Origin of the sequence: Thauera humireducens (genome assembly GCF_001051995.2) — a bacterium.
Classification (GTDB): Bacteria; Pseudomonadota; Gammaproteobacteria; order Burkholderiales; family Rhodocyclaceae; genus Thauera; species Thauera humireducens.
The window spans coordinates 3,729,933-3,743,854 of the sequence record NZ_CP014646.1 but is presented as its reverse complement, the minus strand read 5'-3'; the positions used below and the strand labels follow the sequence as shown (position 1 = coordinate 3,743,854).

At 66.6% G+C, this 13,922-nt stretch carries 12 protein-coding genes; 10 read left to right on the top strand and 2 right to left on the bottom strand.

What is annotated here, in order from left to right:
* Positions 1–14: 14 nt before the first annotated feature.
* Positions 15–692 (bottom strand): TetR/AcrR family transcriptional regulator, encoded by a 678-nt coding sequence (locus AC731_RS17390; protein ID WP_048708037.1) that lies wholly within the window; start codon positions 690–692, stop codon positions 15–17.
* 157 nt (positions 693–849) lie between these two features.
* Here AC731_RS17390 and AC731_RS17385 point away from each other — a divergent pair, with 157 nt between their 5' ends.
* The 3 genes from AC731_RS17385 to AC731_RS17375 all read left to right on the top strand — a co-directional run bounded on the left by AC731_RS17385 (position 850) and on the right by AC731_RS17375 (position 5,542).
* Positions 850–2,670 (top strand): ABCB family ABC transporter ATP-binding protein/permease, encoded by a 1,821-nt coding sequence (locus tag AC731_RS17385; protein ID WP_048708036.1) that lies wholly within the window; start codon positions 850–852, stop codon positions 2,668–2,670.
* 61 nt (positions 2,671–2,731) lie between these two features.
* Positions 2,732–4,471 carry a cation:proton antiporter domain-containing protein gene (locus AC731_RS17380; RefSeq protein ID WP_048708033.1) on the top strand — a complete coding sequence of 580 codons (1,740 nt, stop codon included), beginning with the start codon at positions 2,732–2,734 and terminating at the stop codon, positions 4,469–4,471.
* A gap of 69 nt (positions 4,472–4,540) precedes the next feature.
* Positions 4,541–5,542 (top strand): asparaginase, encoded by a 1,002-nt coding sequence (locus tag AC731_RS17375; protein ID WP_048708030.1) that lies wholly within the window; start codon positions 4,541–4,543, stop codon positions 5,540–5,542.
* Positions 5,543–5,558: 16 nt separating this feature from the next.
* On the opposite strand, the gene cysB is transcribed toward AC731_RS17375, so the two are convergent.
* Positions 5,559–6,500, bottom strand: a complete 942-nt coding sequence (cysB, locus tag AC731_RS17370; protein WP_004253687.1) for an HTH-type transcriptional regulator CysB — start codon at positions 6,498–6,500, stop codon at positions 5,559–5,561.
* Between the two features lie 172 nt (positions 6,501–6,672).
* On the opposite strand from cysB, the gene AC731_RS17365 reads away from it, so the two are divergent.
* The 7 genes from AC731_RS17365 to AC731_RS17340 all read left to right on the top strand — a co-directional run bounded on the left by AC731_RS17365 (position 6,673) and on the right by AC731_RS17340 (position 13,915).
* Complete coding sequence (locus AC731_RS17365; protein WP_048708025.1) at positions 6,673–8,361, top strand: nitrite/sulfite reductase; 1,689 nt, start codon at positions 6,673–6,675, stop codon at positions 8,359–8,361.
* A complete protein-coding gene (locus AC731_RS17360) occupies positions 8,354–8,905 on the top strand; it encodes a DUF934 domain-containing protein (protein ID WP_048708024.1) in 552 nt (183 codons plus the stop codon). The genes AC731_RS17365 and AC731_RS17360 overlap by 8 nt, the downstream gene beginning before the upstream one ends.
* Positions 8,905–9,675 (top strand): phosphoadenylyl-sulfate reductase, encoded by a 771-nt coding sequence (locus AC731_RS17355; protein WP_004253679.1) that lies wholly within the window; start codon positions 8,905–8,907, stop codon positions 9,673–9,675. The genes AC731_RS17360 and AC731_RS17355 overlap by 1 nt, the downstream gene beginning before the upstream one ends.
* A 4-nt stretch (positions 9,676–9,679) precedes the next feature.
* On the top strand, positions 9,680–9,832 hold the full coding sequence (locus AC731_RS20095) for a hypothetical protein (protein WP_004253676.1): 153 nt from the start codon (positions 9,680–9,682) through the stop codon (positions 9,830–9,832).
* A 7-nt stretch (positions 9,833–9,839) separates the two neighbouring features.
* Positions 9,840–10,754 carry a sulfate adenylyltransferase subunit CysD gene (gene cysD, locus AC731_RS17350; RefSeq protein ID WP_048710317.1) on the top strand — a complete coding sequence of 305 codons (915 nt, stop codon included), beginning with the start codon at positions 9,840–9,842 and terminating at the stop codon, positions 10,752–10,754.
* Between the two features lie 378 nt (positions 10,755–11,132).
* Positions 11,133–12,413, top strand: coding sequence for a sulfate adenylyltransferase subunit CysN (cysN, locus tag AC731_RS17345; RefSeq protein WP_048710314.1), 1,281 nt, complete (start codon positions 11,133–11,135; stop codon positions 12,411–12,413).
* A gap of 350 nt (positions 12,414–12,763) precedes the next feature.
* The gene (locus tag AC731_RS17340) at positions 12,764–13,915 is read left to right on the top strand and encodes a PEP-CTERM sorting domain-containing protein (RefSeq protein WP_048708021.1); all 1,152 of its coding nucleotides are present in this window, start codon (positions 12,764–12,766) and stop codon (positions 13,913–13,915) included.
* Positions 13,916–13,922 lie beyond the last annotated feature (7 nt).

Here is a 13,922-nt window from a genome sequence, read left to right as displayed (position 1 = left end):
CCCTGTCGTTGAAATCAGTCGGTATCGCTCGCCCCGAAGTCGGGCAACGGCGCGCGCAGGCCCCCGAGCAGGAAGCTCATCAGGCGCGGCAGGAGCTTCGCCGGGTCATCGGTCTCGTAGGGCATGCCCGCCATCGCATGCACGCTTTCGATGCCGGCAATGGCGAAGGACATCGCCCCCATCATGAAATGGAAGCGCCACATCACCTCGGTGCGCGGCACACCCGGCAGCGCGCGGAAAAGCGCCCCGAGGAAGCGATCCATGACTTCGGCGTACTCCTCGGCGAGGAACTGACGGACGAAGGCGTTCGGCTCGTTGTAGGTGCGACTGAGCAGGCGCATGAAGAGGTTGCCGCCATGCTCGGTGTCGGCAGCCAGCGCCAGCGCCGTCCCGAAGAAGGCCTCGACGATGCGGCTCGGCTTCAGGGGCGCCTCGCCCGCCTCGGCCTCCAGCCGGTCGAGCGCGGCAAGCCGTGTCTCGTTCAGCGCCGTCAGCCTGCGGCGAAAAACCGCCTGGATCAGCGCGTCCTTGCTGCCGAAGTGGTAATTGACCGCAGCAAGATTGGCATTCGCCGCCCCGGTGATCATGCGCATCGAGGTGCCTTCGAAGCCATGCTCGACGAACAGCCGCTCGGCCGCATCGAGGATGCGGTCACGCGTTTCGGGCGGTGAATTACGGTGCTCGGCGGACATCGGCAATCTCTTTCAAACGTTTGTTTGAATAATACATTCTCTTTATTCACTGTCAAGCGCCGTTTATGGAACGGCGCTCCGGAAGGCACGGGTTTGACTCCCGCCCGGCCGGGCAACAGAATCGGGCGCTTCCGCCGCCCCACCCCGGACTGCCTCAATGAGACGCGCCCCCTCCGCCGCCCTGCCCGCCACCGAGCCGACCGAACGTCACGACTGGCAGACCCTGAAAAGCCTGTTTCCCTTCATCTGGGCCTACAAGGGCCGGGTGATCTTCGCGCTCGCCTGCCTCGTTGCGGCAAAGGGCGCGAACGTGACGGTGCCCATCGTTTTCAAGCACCTGATCGACGACCTCACGATCACGCGCGAACAGGCCTTCATCGTCGTGCCCGCGGCGCTGCTCCTTGCCTACGGCGCCTTCCGCTTCTCGACCTCACTGCTCACCGAGCTGCGCGAGGTCGTCTTCGCCCGTGTCACGCAGCAGGCGGTGCGCGAGATCTCGCTGCGCGTGTTCCGCCACCTGCATGCGCTGTCGTTGCGATTCCACCTGGAACGCCAGACCGGCGGCCTGACGCGCGACATCGAGCGCGGCACGCGCTCGATCGGCTCGCTGATCAGCTACACGCTGTATTCGATCCTGCCGACACTGATCGAAATCGGACTGGTGATCGGCATCCTGCTGGTGCAGTACGACGCGGTGTTCGCGTTGATCACCCTCACCGCACTCGTGATCTACATCGTGTTTACGGTCAAGGTCACCAACTGGCGCACCGCGCTGCGCCGCCAGGCAAACGAACTGGATTCCGCCGCCAATGCGCGCGCCATCGACAGCCTCATCAACTTCGAGACGGTGAAGTACTTCAACAACGAGGCGTTCGAGGCGCGGCGCTACGACGAACAGCTGCAGAAATGGACCAAGGCACAGGTGACCAACCAGTACTCGCTGTCTGCGCTCAACGTCGGCCAGGCGGCGATCATCGCGGTGGCCGTCACCGCGATGATGTGGCAGGCGGCGATCCGGGTCGCCTCCGGCGAAATGACGATCGGCGACATCGTGCTGGTCAATGCCTTCCTGATCCAGCTCTACATCCCGCTGAACTTCCTCGGCGTGCTGTACCGCGAGATCCGGCAGTCGCTCACCGACATCGAACGCATGTTCGGCCTGATGCACCAGCACCGCGAGATCGCCGACGCAGCCGACGCCCTCACCCTGCCGGCCGGCCCGGCCAGCGTGCGCTTCGAGAAGGTCAGCTTCGCCTATGACGCCAAGCGCCCGATCCTGTTCGACGTCGATTTCGAGGTTCCGACCGGCAGCACGGTGGCGGTCGTGGGCCACTCAGGCTCGGGAAAGTCGACGCTCGCCCGCCTGCTCTACCGCTTCTACGACGTGCAGGGCGGCGCCATCCGCCTCAACGGCCACGACATCCGTCGGCTCACGCAGGACAGCCTGCGCGCAGCCATCGGCATCGTTCCGCAGGACACTGTGCTGTTCAACGACACCCTGTTCTACAACATCCAGTACGGTCGCCCCACCGCCAGCCGCGAGGAAGTGGAAGCTGCGGCGCGCGCCGCCCAGCTCGAGGACTTCATCCGCCAGTTGCCAGACGGCTACGAGACGCGTGTCGGCGAGCGCGGCCTGAAACTGTCGGGCGGCGAGAAGCAGCGCGTGGCGATCGCCCGCGCCCTGCTGAAGAACCCCGCCATCCTGATCTTCGACGAGGCCACTTCGGCCCTCGACTCCAAGACCGAGAAGGCGATCCAGGCGCAGATCGAGCGCGCCGCGCAGGGCCGCACCGCGCTGGTCATCGCGCACCGGCTGTCGACGATCATGGATGCGGACGAGATCATCGTGCTCGACGGCGGACGCATCGTCGAGCGTGGCCGCCACACCCCGCTGCTGGCGAAAGGCGGCGCATACGCGCAGATGTGGCTGCTGCAGCAGCAGGAAGAGGCCGCGGCAGGTGCGCCCGAGGTGCACTGAGCGCCGGAGCGACGGCGGGAGCGTCGCGTAAAATTAAACACTGAATCCACTTTCCGCCCTCATGGATGCCCACGACTCGGTTCCTTTCCTGAAGGAGATCATCCTCTTCCTCACCCTCGCCGGGGTGCTGATGCCCCTGCTCGGCCGGCTGAAGGTCAACCCCGTGCTCGGTTTCCTGACAGTGGGCACGCTGCTGGGCCCTTATGGCCTGGCTTCGTTCGCGGCGGACCTGCCCTGGCTGGCGTGGCTGACCTTCGGCCGGCCGGAAGACGTGGAGTTTCTCGCCGAACTGGGCGTGATCTTCCTGATGTTCATGATCGGCCTCGACATGTCGGTCGAACGCCTGTGGTCAATGCGGCGGCTCGTCTTTGGCCTCGGCGGCTTGCAGGTGCTGCTGACGGCCGCAGCGATCGGCCTCGTCGCCGCGCAGTTCGGCAATCCGGTCGAGGCTTCGGTGATCCTCGGTACGGTGCTCGCTTTTTCGTCAACGGCGATCGTGATGCAGCTGCTGATCCAGCGCCGCGAACTCGGCACCCCACTGGGCCAGTCCTCGTTCGCCATCCTCCTGTTCCAGGATCTCGCGGTCGTTCCGCTGCTCGTGCTGATCAGCATTCTCGGCGCGACCAGCGGCGAGAGCAGCTTCGGATTCCTGCTCGCATCGGCGGCGCTCAAGGGCGTGCTCACGGTGGTGGTGCTGTACCTGGTGGGGCGTCGCGTCATCCGTCCGCTCTTTCACCAGATCGCATCCGACCGCCAACCCGACACCTTCACAGCGCTCACGCTGCTGACGACGCTGGGGGTCGCCGCCCTGACCTGGTCGGCGGGTTTGTCGATGGCGCTCGGCGCCCTGCTGGCGGGCCTGATCATTGCCGAGACCGAGTTCCGCCACGAGGTCGAGATCACCATCGAGCCCTTCAAGGGACTGCTGATGGGGCTGTTCTTCCTGTCGGTGGGCATGGGCATCGACCTGCGGGCCCTCGCCGAGCAACCGGTGTGGATTCCGCTGTCTGTCCTCGGCCTGCTGGCCCTCAAAGGGCTCATCGTCGCCGGGCTGCTGCGCGTGTTCGGCATGTCCTGGGGGCGTTCGGTCGAGGGCGGCCTGCTGCTCGGCCAGGGGGGTGAGTTCGCCTTCATCGTGATCGGCCTCGCCCTCGGGTTCGAGCTGATTTCACGACCGATCGGCCAGTTCATGCTGATCGTCGTCGGCGTATCGATGCTGGCAGCGCCGCTCGTCGCCCGCCTTGGCCAGATGCTGGGCGACGCACTGGACCGCAAGATCACGCCCGACGCCCCGCCGCCCGATGAGGAACTGGGCGAACTGCACGAGCACGTGATCGTCGCGGGCTACGGACGGGTCGGCCAGATGGTGGGGCAGATGCTCTCCGAGCAGGGGGTCTCCTTCATCGCGATCGAGCACGACACCAAGCTCATCGACCGCCACCGCGGCGTGGGCACGCCGGTGGTGTTCGGGGACGCGAGCCGGCCAGAGCTGTTGCGCAAGCTGCACATCGAGCGCGCTCGCGCGGTGGTGCTGACCATGGACAACACCGCCGCGGCCACGCACGCGACGCAGGGCATTCGACGCATCGTCCCGGAGATGCGTATCATCGCGCGCTCACGCGACGAGAAGCACGCGCTGATCCTGCGCGAGGCCGGCGCATCGGTCGTCGTGCCCGAGACGCTGGAGTCTGCCCTCAAGCTGGCAGGTGCCGCACTCGAAGCGCTTGGCGTGCCCTCCGATGCGGCGACGCGGCTCCTCGAACAGGAGCGTGAGCGGCGCATCATGGCCTTGCGTGAATGAGCGCCGTACCGCGTCCTTGCCCGCCACTACACCCCCTGAGCCAAACCTTCAACTGCGGACCACGATACCTTGAGCACGCGCAAGCCTCGCATCGCCCTGCTCGCCACCGGCGGCACCATTGCCGGTGTCGCCAGCTCGCCAATCGAAACGAAGGGCTACACCGCCGGTCAGCTTGGCGCGGACGACCTGCTCGCGGCCGTGCCGCAGTTGGCGACGCTGGCCGACGTCCGCGGCGAGGCGCTGTTCGCCATCGACAGCAAGGACATGGGTCCGGCGCACTGGCTGATCCTGCTGCGACGCGTGCAGGCCCTGGCCGACGATCCCGAGATCGACGGCATCGTGATCACGCACGGCACCGATACGCTCGAAGAGACCGCCTACTTCCTGCACATCACGCTCGCCACCGCCAAGCCGGTGGTGATGACCGCCGCGATGCGCCCGGCCACCGCGCTGTCGGCCGACGGCCCGCTGAACCTGTACCAGGCGGTGCAGCTGGCCTGCCGCCCCGCCGCCGGCCGCGCCGGCGTGCTCGCCGTGCTGGGCGACCGCATCCTGCCGGCCGCCCTCGTCACCAAGCGCCACCCCAGCGCGGTCGATGCGTTCAGCACGCCGGAGGCGCTCACCGTCAGCGCGACGGACGCCCAACTGCAGGCCCTCGCGCCCTACCGCTACAGCCGCATCAGTCTGCCCGACAGCGTGCAGGTGCTGCCGCCCGTCGAACTGCTCACCGTCGGCGCCGGCAGTTCCGCCGCACTGGCGTCGGCCGTCGTGCGTGCGCTGGCCCGTGCCAGCCTGCTGACCGGCGCGGCCGGGCTCGTGCTCGGACTGCCGGGCAACGCCAGCCTGCCGCAGAGCTGGGAGGCTGCCATCGAAGAAGAACTACCCGCGTCGGTGCCGGTGGTGCTGGCCAGCCGTTGCGGCGGTGGCGTGACCGCAGACCTGGCGGGCCGTCCCAACAACTGGCTGCAATGCGTGGCACTGGACCCGCTGAAGGCCCGTGTGCGCCTCATCGTGGGTCTTGGCGCCGGCCTGCGCGGGGTGCGCCTGAAACGCTGGTTCGAGCGCGGCTGACGCAGCACCGACCCGCCTACAGGCCGGCGTCCGTGCCGCCGCCGGCGAGCGCCGCATCCACGATGCGCCGCGTCAGGTGCGGCGCGAAGCCCTCGATGAAGGCATAGATATAGGCGCGCAGCCAGGCGCGCTTGCGCAGTCCGATGCGCGTCGTGCTCGATTCGAACAGGTGCGATGCCTCCACCATGCCCAGGCGCCGGTCCTCCTCCGGGTTGTAGGCCATGCGCGCGAGGATGCCGATGCCAAGATCCATCTCCACGTACTTCTTGATCACGTCCGAGTCGATCGCCGACAGCACCACGTTGGGCTTCAGCCCACGGCCGAGGAAGGCCTTGTTGATCAGGCTGCGGCCGGTGAAGGCGTCGTCGTAGGTGATCAGCGGATAGCGCGCGATCGCCTCCAGCGTGAGCGGTGCCTCGCGCAGGATGGGATGGCGCGGCGTGGCGACGATGCAGCGGTTCCACTGGTAGCAGGGCAGCATCACCAGGTCGTCGTAGTCGGCGATGGCCTCGGTGGCGATCGCGATGTCCGCGGTGCCGTCGAGCACCATCTCGCACACCTGCCGTGGGCTGCCCTGGTGCAGCGACAGCTTGACCTGCGGGTAGCGCCGCATGAAGTCGCGGATCACCGACGGCAGCACGTAGCGCGCCTGCGTGTGGGTGGTGGCGATCGACAGGCTGCCCACGCCTTCGTTGGCGAATTCGTCACCCACCTGCTGCAGGTTGTCGAGGTCGCGCAGCACGCGCTCGGCGATCGCCAGCACCGCACGCCCGGGCTGGGTCACGGCGACAAGGCGCTTGCCGTGGCGCTCGAAGATCTCGATGCCAAGCTCGGTCTCGAGCTGGCGGATCTGCTTCGACACCCCCGGCTGCGAAGTGAACAAGGCGTCGGCCGCCTCCGAGACATTCAGCCCGCGACGGGCGACTTCGTGGATGTAGCGCAGTTGCTGCAGGTTCATGGCCGGACTTTATAACTTTCAATTCTTAGAGTTTAACCCCGAACACCTTCTGAGCCCTAAGGCAAGCCTCTACGATCGCGGCACTCCCAGGGATCGGTGCCCCGTCACGGCGCACCGGCTCAAAGAATTGCAATCCGGCGCCTCCGCGGCTCCCCTCGACGAGAGACAGAACATGTACCAGTACGACGAATACGATCAACGCATCGTCGATGAGCGCGTTGCCCAGTTCGCCGACCAGACCCGCCGCTACCTCGCCGGCGAGCTGACCGAGGACGAGTTCCGTCCGCTGCGCCTGCAGAACGGACTCTACATCCAGCGCCACGCGCCGATGCTGCGCATCGCCGTGCCCTACGGCAACCTGAACTCGAAGCAGCTGCGCACGCTCGGGCACATCGCCCGCACCTACGACCGCGGCTATGGCCACATCACCACGCGTCAGAACGTCCAGTTCAACTGGCCGCGCCTGGAAGATGTGCCCGAGATCCTCGACCAGCTGGCCAAGGTGCAGATGCACGCGATCCAGACCTCGGGCAACTGCATCCGCAACGTCACCTCCGACCCGTTCGCCGGCGTGGCCGCGGACGAGATCGTCGATCCGCGCCCGTGGTGCGAGATCCTGCGCCAGTGGAGCACCTTCCACCCCGAGTTCGCCTTCCTGCCGCGCAAGTTCAAGATCGCGGTCAACGGCGCGAAGGAAGACCGCGCGGTGATCCGGGTGCACGACATCGGGCTGGACATCGTGCACAACGCCGCTGGCGAACTGGGCTTTCGCGTGCTGGTGGGCGGCGGTCTGGGGCGCACGCCGATCATCGGCGAGGAAGTCGCCGCCTTCGTGCCGTGGCAGCAGATCCTCAACTACTGCGAGGCGATCCTGCGCGTCTACAACCTGCACGGTCGTCGCGACAACGCCTACAAGGCGCGGATCAAGATCCTGGTGAAGGCGCTCGGCGTGCCCGAGTTCGCGCGCCAGGTCGAGGAAGAATTCGCCCACCTCAAGGACGGCCCGTCGACGCTGACCCAGGCCGAGATCGACCGCGTCGCCGGCCGCTTCAACGATCCGGTGCTGAGCGCGCTGGCGCAGGATGCCGGCTATCGCGCGCGGCTCGCCGAGGACAAGGCCTTCGCCGCCTGGGCGCGGCGCAACGTGCGCAACCACCGCGTGCAGGGCTACGCCAGCGTCGTGCTGTCGCTCAAGCCCTACGGCGTGGCGCCGGGCGATCTCACGGCAGACCAGTTCGACGCCGTCGCCGAACTCGCCGACCGCTACGCCTTCGGCGAAGTGCGCAGCACCCATGAACAGAACATCGTGCTCGCCAGCGTGCGCGAGGCCGACCTCTTCGCGCTGTGGCAGGAGGCCCGCGCGATCGGCCTGGCGACGCCGAACATCGGCCTGCTCACCGACATCATTTCCTGCCCGGGCGGCGACTTCTGCGCGCTCGCCAACGCCAAGTCGATCCCGATCGCCAACGCCATCCAGGACCGCTTCGACAACCTCGACTACCTGTTCGACATCGGCGAACTCGAGATCAACATCTCGGGCTGCATGAACGCCTGTGGCCACCACCACGTCGGCCACATCGGCATCCTCGGCGTCGACAAGAACGGCGAGGAGTTCTACCAGGTGACGATCGGTGGCGACCAGGGCAACCAGACCACGCTGGGCAAGGTCATCGGCCCGTCCTTCGCCGCCGCAGAGATGCCCGACGTGATCAGCTCGCTGATCAACAACTTCATCGACAACCGCCAGGACGACGAGCGCTTCATCGACACCGTCCGCCGCATCGGCGTGGAGTCCTTCAAGACCCGCGTCTATGCCGAGCGCACCGCGCGCCTCGAAGCCAAGGAGATCGCCCATGTCTGACATCATCAAGAACGGTCGCGTGCATGCGGACGAGTGGACCGTGCTGCGCCTTGCCGAAGGGGACGAGGCTGCCACCATCGCCCTGCCCGCCGGCCGCGTGATCGTGCCGCTGGCGGTGTGGCAGGCGCGCCGCGAGGAACTGCTGCCCAAGGCCGAGGCGGGCGTGCTCGGCGTCTGGCTGGCGGGCAACGAGAATCCGGCCGCGCTGACGGCGGACCTGTCGGCACTGCCGCTGGTTGCGGTCGACTTCCCCAAGTTCGCAGACGGTCGCGGCTACTCGATCGCCACCCTGCTGCGCACCCGCCTGGGCTACGGCGGAGAGTTGCGTGCGATCGGCAACGTGCTGCGCGACCAGTTCTTCTTCCTGCTGCGCTGCGGCTTCAGCGTGCTGCAGCCGCAGGAGGGCAAGTACACGCCGGCCCAGCTCGACGCCGCACTCGCCAGCCTGAACGACTTCTCCGAGCCCTACCAGGCTGCGGTCGACCGACCCGAACCGCTGTTCCGCCGCCAATCGCGCCGCCCGCTGCAGGGGGAGGCCGCCTGATGAACGCGAGCGTCTCGATCCTGCGCCCAGCCACCCGCAACCCGGCGACCCGCCCTGCCCTGACCGACGCGCTGCGTGCCACCGTCGGCGCCAAGGCCGCGGCCGCGCTGGCCCTGCTGCGCGAGGCGGTGGCCGAGTTCGGTGGCAAGGGCGAGCTCGCCTTCGCCAACAGTTTCGGCGCCGAGGACATGGTGCTGACCGACCTGATCCTGTCGAACGGCCTGCCGATCGAGATCTTCTCGCTCGACACCGGACGCCTGCCGGCCGAGACCTACACGCTGATCGGCGAGGTCGAGCAACGCTACGGCACCACGCTGAAGATCTACTTCCCGGATGCGACCGCAGTGGAGACCTTCGTGCGCAGCCACGGCATCAACGCCTTCTACGACTCGGTCGAACTGCGCAAGGCGTGCTGCGGCGTGCGCAAGATGGAGCCGCTGCGCCGTGCACTGGCGGGCAAGCAGGCCTGGATCACCGGCCTGCGCGCCGCCCAGTCGGTCACCCGCAGCGGTCTGCCGCTGCGCGAGTTCGACGGCGCCAACGGGCTGGAAAAGCTCAACCCCTTGTCGGACTGGAGCGAGACAGAAGTCTGGGCCTACATCCGCCTGCATGAGGTGCCCTACAACGCGCTGCACGACCAGTTCTACCCCAGCATCGGCTGTGCGCCCTGCACACGGGCCATTGCCGTGGGCGAGGACGTGCGCGCCGGCCGCTGGTGGTGGGAAGACCCCGCCTCCAAGGAGTGCGGCCTCCACGTCAAGAAGGGGTAAAACGATGAACGCCAAGCACCCGGCGCAGGCCCCGCACACGCCCGTGGTCGGCGCCGGCCGCCGCAGCCTGCAACACCGCCTGGGCGCGCTACGCGCCGGCCTCAAGGCGGCCCTGCGCGCCTTCCGCACACACCCGAACAAGCATCCGCAACGGTAAATTGATCATGTCGACGCTGACCAAACAGACGCTGTCCCACCTCGACTGGCTCGAGGCCGAAGCCATCCACATCCTGCGCGAAGTCGCTGGCCAGTGCGCCAACCCGGTGCTGCTGTTCTCCGGCGGCAAGGATTCGATCTGCCTGCTGCGCCTGGCCGAGAAGGCCTTCCGCCCTGGCCGCTTCCCCTTCCCGCTGATGCACATCGACACCGGCCACAACTACAAGGAAGTGACCGACTTCCGCGACAAGCGCGCCGCCGAGCTGGGCGAACGCCTGATCGTGCGCTCGGTGGAAGACTCGATGGCGCGCGGCACCGTGGTGCTGAAGCACCCGGGCGAGTCGCGCAACAAGCACCAGTCGGTGACCCTGCTGGAGGCGATCGAGGAGTTCGGCTTCGACGCCTGCATCGGCGGCGCGCGGCGCGACGAGGAGAAGGCGCGCGCCAAGGAACGCATCATGAGCTTCCGCGACGAGTTCGGGCAGTGGGATCCGAAGAACCAGCGCCCCGAGCTGTGGAACCTGTACAACGCGCGCAGCCACAAGGGCGAGAACATCCGCGCCTTCCCGATCAGCAACTGGACCGAGCTCGACGTGTGGCAGTACATCCAGCGCGAGCAGCTGGAACTGCCGTCGATCTACTTCGCCCACCCCCGCCCGGTAGTGCGCAAGAACGGCCTGCTGCAGCCGGTGACCGAGCTGACCCCGGCGAAGGACGGCGACGTCGTCGAGGACGTACTGGTGCGCTTCCGCACCGTGGGCGACATCACCTGCACGGCGCCTGTGGAATCCGACGCGGACACGGTGGAGAAGATCCTCGCAGAGACGGCAACGACGACGATCACCGAGCGAGGTGCGACGCGGATGGACGACCAGACTTCGGAGGCGTCGATGGAGCAGCGGAAGAAGGAAGGGTATTTCTGAGCGTTGTTTTCTTGCTTGAGTGTCTGTGCTGAAAGGTTCGTTGCGGGGACGCGCACGGGGTGTTCCCTCCGGGGCTGCGGAACTCGCTGCGCTCGGACAGTCCTCGCCCCTTCAGGAACACCCCGTGCGCATCCAGGCATCGTGAGAGCAGCCCAACGCGAGACCAGAACCCGCGGACGTAGAGGGTTCTGTGCCTTCGCGCAGCAAGCACGTAGCTGGGGATGTGTGGGGTATGCGTGAAGAGGCGAGGACTGTCTGAGCCCGAAGGGCGAGTTCCGCAGCCTCGGAAGGAATACCCCGCGCGGCCCCAGCGGCAAGCAAGGCAAACGGCGCCGATCAGCAACTGAATTTGACAGAAAGATTGAAGGAATCATGACCATGTCCGCCCTTGAACACCTGCCCGAGATCGATAACGGCCTGCTGCGCTTCCTCACCTGCGGCAGCGTCGATGACGGCAAGAGCACCCTGATCGGCCGCCTGCTGTTCGACACCAAGACCATCCTCGCCGACACCCTCAACGCCATCGAGAAGACCTCGGCCAAGCGCGGCATGAGCGCGGTCGACCTCTCCCTGCTCACCGACGGCCTGCAGGCCGAGCGCGAGCAGGGCATCACCATCGACGTCGCCTACCGCTACTTCTCCACCGGCCGGCGCAAGTACATCATCGCCGACGCCCCCGGCCACGAGCAGTACACCCGCAACATGGTGACCGCAGCCTCCACGGCCAACCTGGCGATCATCCTCATCGATGCGCGCAAAGGCGTGCTGACGCAGACCCGCCGCCACTCCTACCTCGCCAGCCTGGTCGGCATTCCCCACCTGGTGGTCGCGGTCAACAAGATGGACCTGGTCGACTACGACCAGGCGGTGTTCGAGCGCATCAAGGCGGAGTACCTCGCCTTCGCCGGCAAGCTCGGCATCAATGACGTGCGCTTCATCCCGATCTCGGCGCTGGAAGGCGACATGATCGTCGATCGCGGCGAGCGCCTCGGCTGGTACGACGGCCCGACCCTGCTCGACATCCTCGAGAACGCCCCCGCCGCCCACACCGAACAGGCCGAGAACTTCCGCCTGCCCGTGCAGTTCGTGTGCCGCCCGCAGGATTCCGCCAACCCCGAGCTGCACGACTACCGCGGCTTCATGGGCCGGGTCGAATCGGGCGAGATCGCCGTCGGCGAGGCTGTCACCGTGCTGCCTTCGGGAGTCACCAGCCGCGTCAAGCGCATCGAACTCGGAGGCGCCAGCCTGCCGCGCGCGATCCACGAGCAATCGGTGACCCTGCTGCTGGAAGACGAGATCGACATCTCGCGCGGCGACCTCATCGTGAAGTCGAGCGAGGCGCCAGAACCCGTCAAGCAAGTCGACGCCACCGTGTGCTGGCTGTCGGAAACCCCGTTGAATCCGGCCCGAACCTATCTGGTGCGGCACACCACTCGCGAGGTGAAGGCCAAGGTCGCGACCATCGATTACCGGCTCGATGTGAACACCCTGGAGCGAGAAGCGAGCACCGGCCTCGCCATGAACGACATCGCCCGTGTCACGCTCAAGCTCGCACAGCCGATCGTCGCCGACCGCTACAAGGACAACCGCGCCACCGGCGCCTTCATCATCATCGACGAGAGCACCAACAACACGGTGGGTGCGGGCATGATCGGCTGAAACCGCCCTCATCGCGAAAGCCTGCAGGCCCCCTGCCCCTTGAGGGCGCCGGGGGCCTGTGCATTTAATCCGCGACCAACGTAAGCGCCAAAGCTCAGCACCACATGCAAGTGTTCGGCCACCCTGCTCGCCGGGCAAAGAGGGCATTACATAGGAGAAAGGCTGTCGACGTTTTTTACAATCTCATCTTCCCACGCCAGCTGCAAGAAAACAATTCACTGTTTTATAAACACTTTCATGTCATGGCCCCAATATTGCTATGAGCTCTTTGACGGGAGACCGACCCAAGAAGCTCCCAGTCGATCCCGGCACTGCAATCAAAGCGCTCATTCCTGCGAGGAGCCCAAAACATGAAACGCTTCATCATCACCGCCGCCATCACCGCGGCCTTCACCGTCCCGGCCGCAGCTATCGCCGGATCGATTAGCCCCGCCACCTTCGAGGCAACTATTGCGGTCGGTGGCTCGGTCACCGTCAGCAAAACGGTCACCACCGACGCCATCGGCGCCAGCAAGGTAGACGTCTTCTTCCTCACCGACGACACCGGCAGCATGGGCGGCCCCATCAACAACGTGAAGACCACGGCGGCAGCCCTCCTGACCGCACTGCAGGACACGTATACCGATATCGCCTTCGGCGTCGGCAGCTACGATGGCGACCCCCGCGAAGGTGTTCCGATCGCGAGCCCGCCCGCTGCCAACCTGACGGCGGCATACTCCCGCCAATCGATGATCACCACCGACACCACGCAGGTGGAAGCTGCGATCAACACCTGGGCGGCTGGCGGCGGCGGCGACAGCCCGGAAGCCAACTTCTTTGCGCTGCACCAGGTGGCCACCTCGGGCGGCTTCACGGACGGGCTTGGCACCACCGATAACGGCGGTGCAGGCTACAGCACCGGTCTGGCGACTGGCTGGCGTGAAGGCGCGGCGCGCGTGATCGTATGGTTCGGCGATATCGTTTCGCACACGACCACTGTCAGCCAGGATGAGGCCATTGCGGCACTGACGGCGAACGGCGTCACCGTGGTCGCGATGAATAGCAGCGGCGACAACAGCGGCATCGACGGCAGCAACCAGGCCGACTCGATCGTGGCCGCGACCGGCGGCGTGATCGTCAATAACTTCGCCTCCGTGCCCATCGCCAACATCGTCGATTCGATCGTCGGTGCTATCGGTGACGCCACCTCCACCCTCGACCTGTCCCTGGCCGTGCAGGGTGGCGTGCCCGCCGGATTGAATATCAGCTTCGTGTGCACCAGCACGGAAGGCTGCGACGACGTTGCCGGCGGCGAGTCGCGGACCTTCGACATGACGATCACCGGGTTGACGCCGGGCGACTATGATTTCACCGTTATCGCCCCGGGTGTCGCCGGCGCGTCCGAGCGTGACCTCATCACCGTGACCGCTGATGGTGGCGGGACGGTCCCTGAGCCCGGCACGCTCGGCCTGCTTGCCGCGAGCCTGCTCGGGGCCGGTTTCGCGCGCCGTCGCAAGCACTAAGCAGCAC

Excerpts from the sequence above, each read along its gene's own strand:
- AC731_RS17390 (WP_048708037.1), bottom strand. The coding sequence starts at position 692 with ATGTCCGCCGAGCACCGTAATTCACCGCCCGAAACGCGTGACCGCATC.
- AC731_RS17385 (WP_048708036.1), top strand. The coding sequence starts at position 850 with ATGAGACGCGCCCCCTCCGCCGCCCTGCCCGCCACCGAGCCGACCGAA.
- AC731_RS17380 (WP_048708033.1), top strand. The coding sequence starts at position 2,732 with ATGGATGCCCACGACTCGGTTCCTTTCCTGAAGGAGATCATCCTCTTC.
- cysB (WP_004253687.1), bottom strand. The coding sequence starts at position 6,500 with ATGAACCTGCAGCAACTGCGCTACATCCACGAAGTCGCCCGTCGCGGG.
- AC731_RS17365 (WP_048708025.1), top strand. The coding sequence starts at position 6,673 with ATGTACCAGTACGACGAATACGATCAACGCATCGTCGATGAGCGCGTT.
- AC731_RS17360 (WP_048708024.1), top strand. The coding sequence starts at position 8,354 with ATGTCTGACATCATCAAGAACGGTCGCGTGCATGCGGACGAGTGGACC.
- AC731_RS17355 (WP_004253679.1), top strand. The coding sequence starts at position 8,905 with ATGAACGCGAGCGTCTCGATCCTGCGCCCAGCCACCCGCAACCCGGCG.
- AC731_RS20095 (WP_004253676.1), top strand. The coding sequence starts at position 9,680 with ATGAACGCCAAGCACCCGGCGCAGGCCCCGCACACGCCCGTGGTCGGC.
- cysD (WP_048710317.1), top strand. The coding sequence starts at position 9,840 with ATGTCGACGCTGACCAAACAGACGCTGTCCCACCTCGACTGGCTCGAG.
- cysN (WP_048710314.1), top strand. The coding sequence starts at position 11,133 with ATGTCCGCCCTTGAACACCTGCCCGAGATCGATAACGGCCTGCTGCGC.
- AC731_RS17340 (WP_048708021.1), top strand. The coding sequence starts at position 12,764 with ATGAAACGCTTCATCATCACCGCCGCCATCACCGCGGCCTTCACCGTC.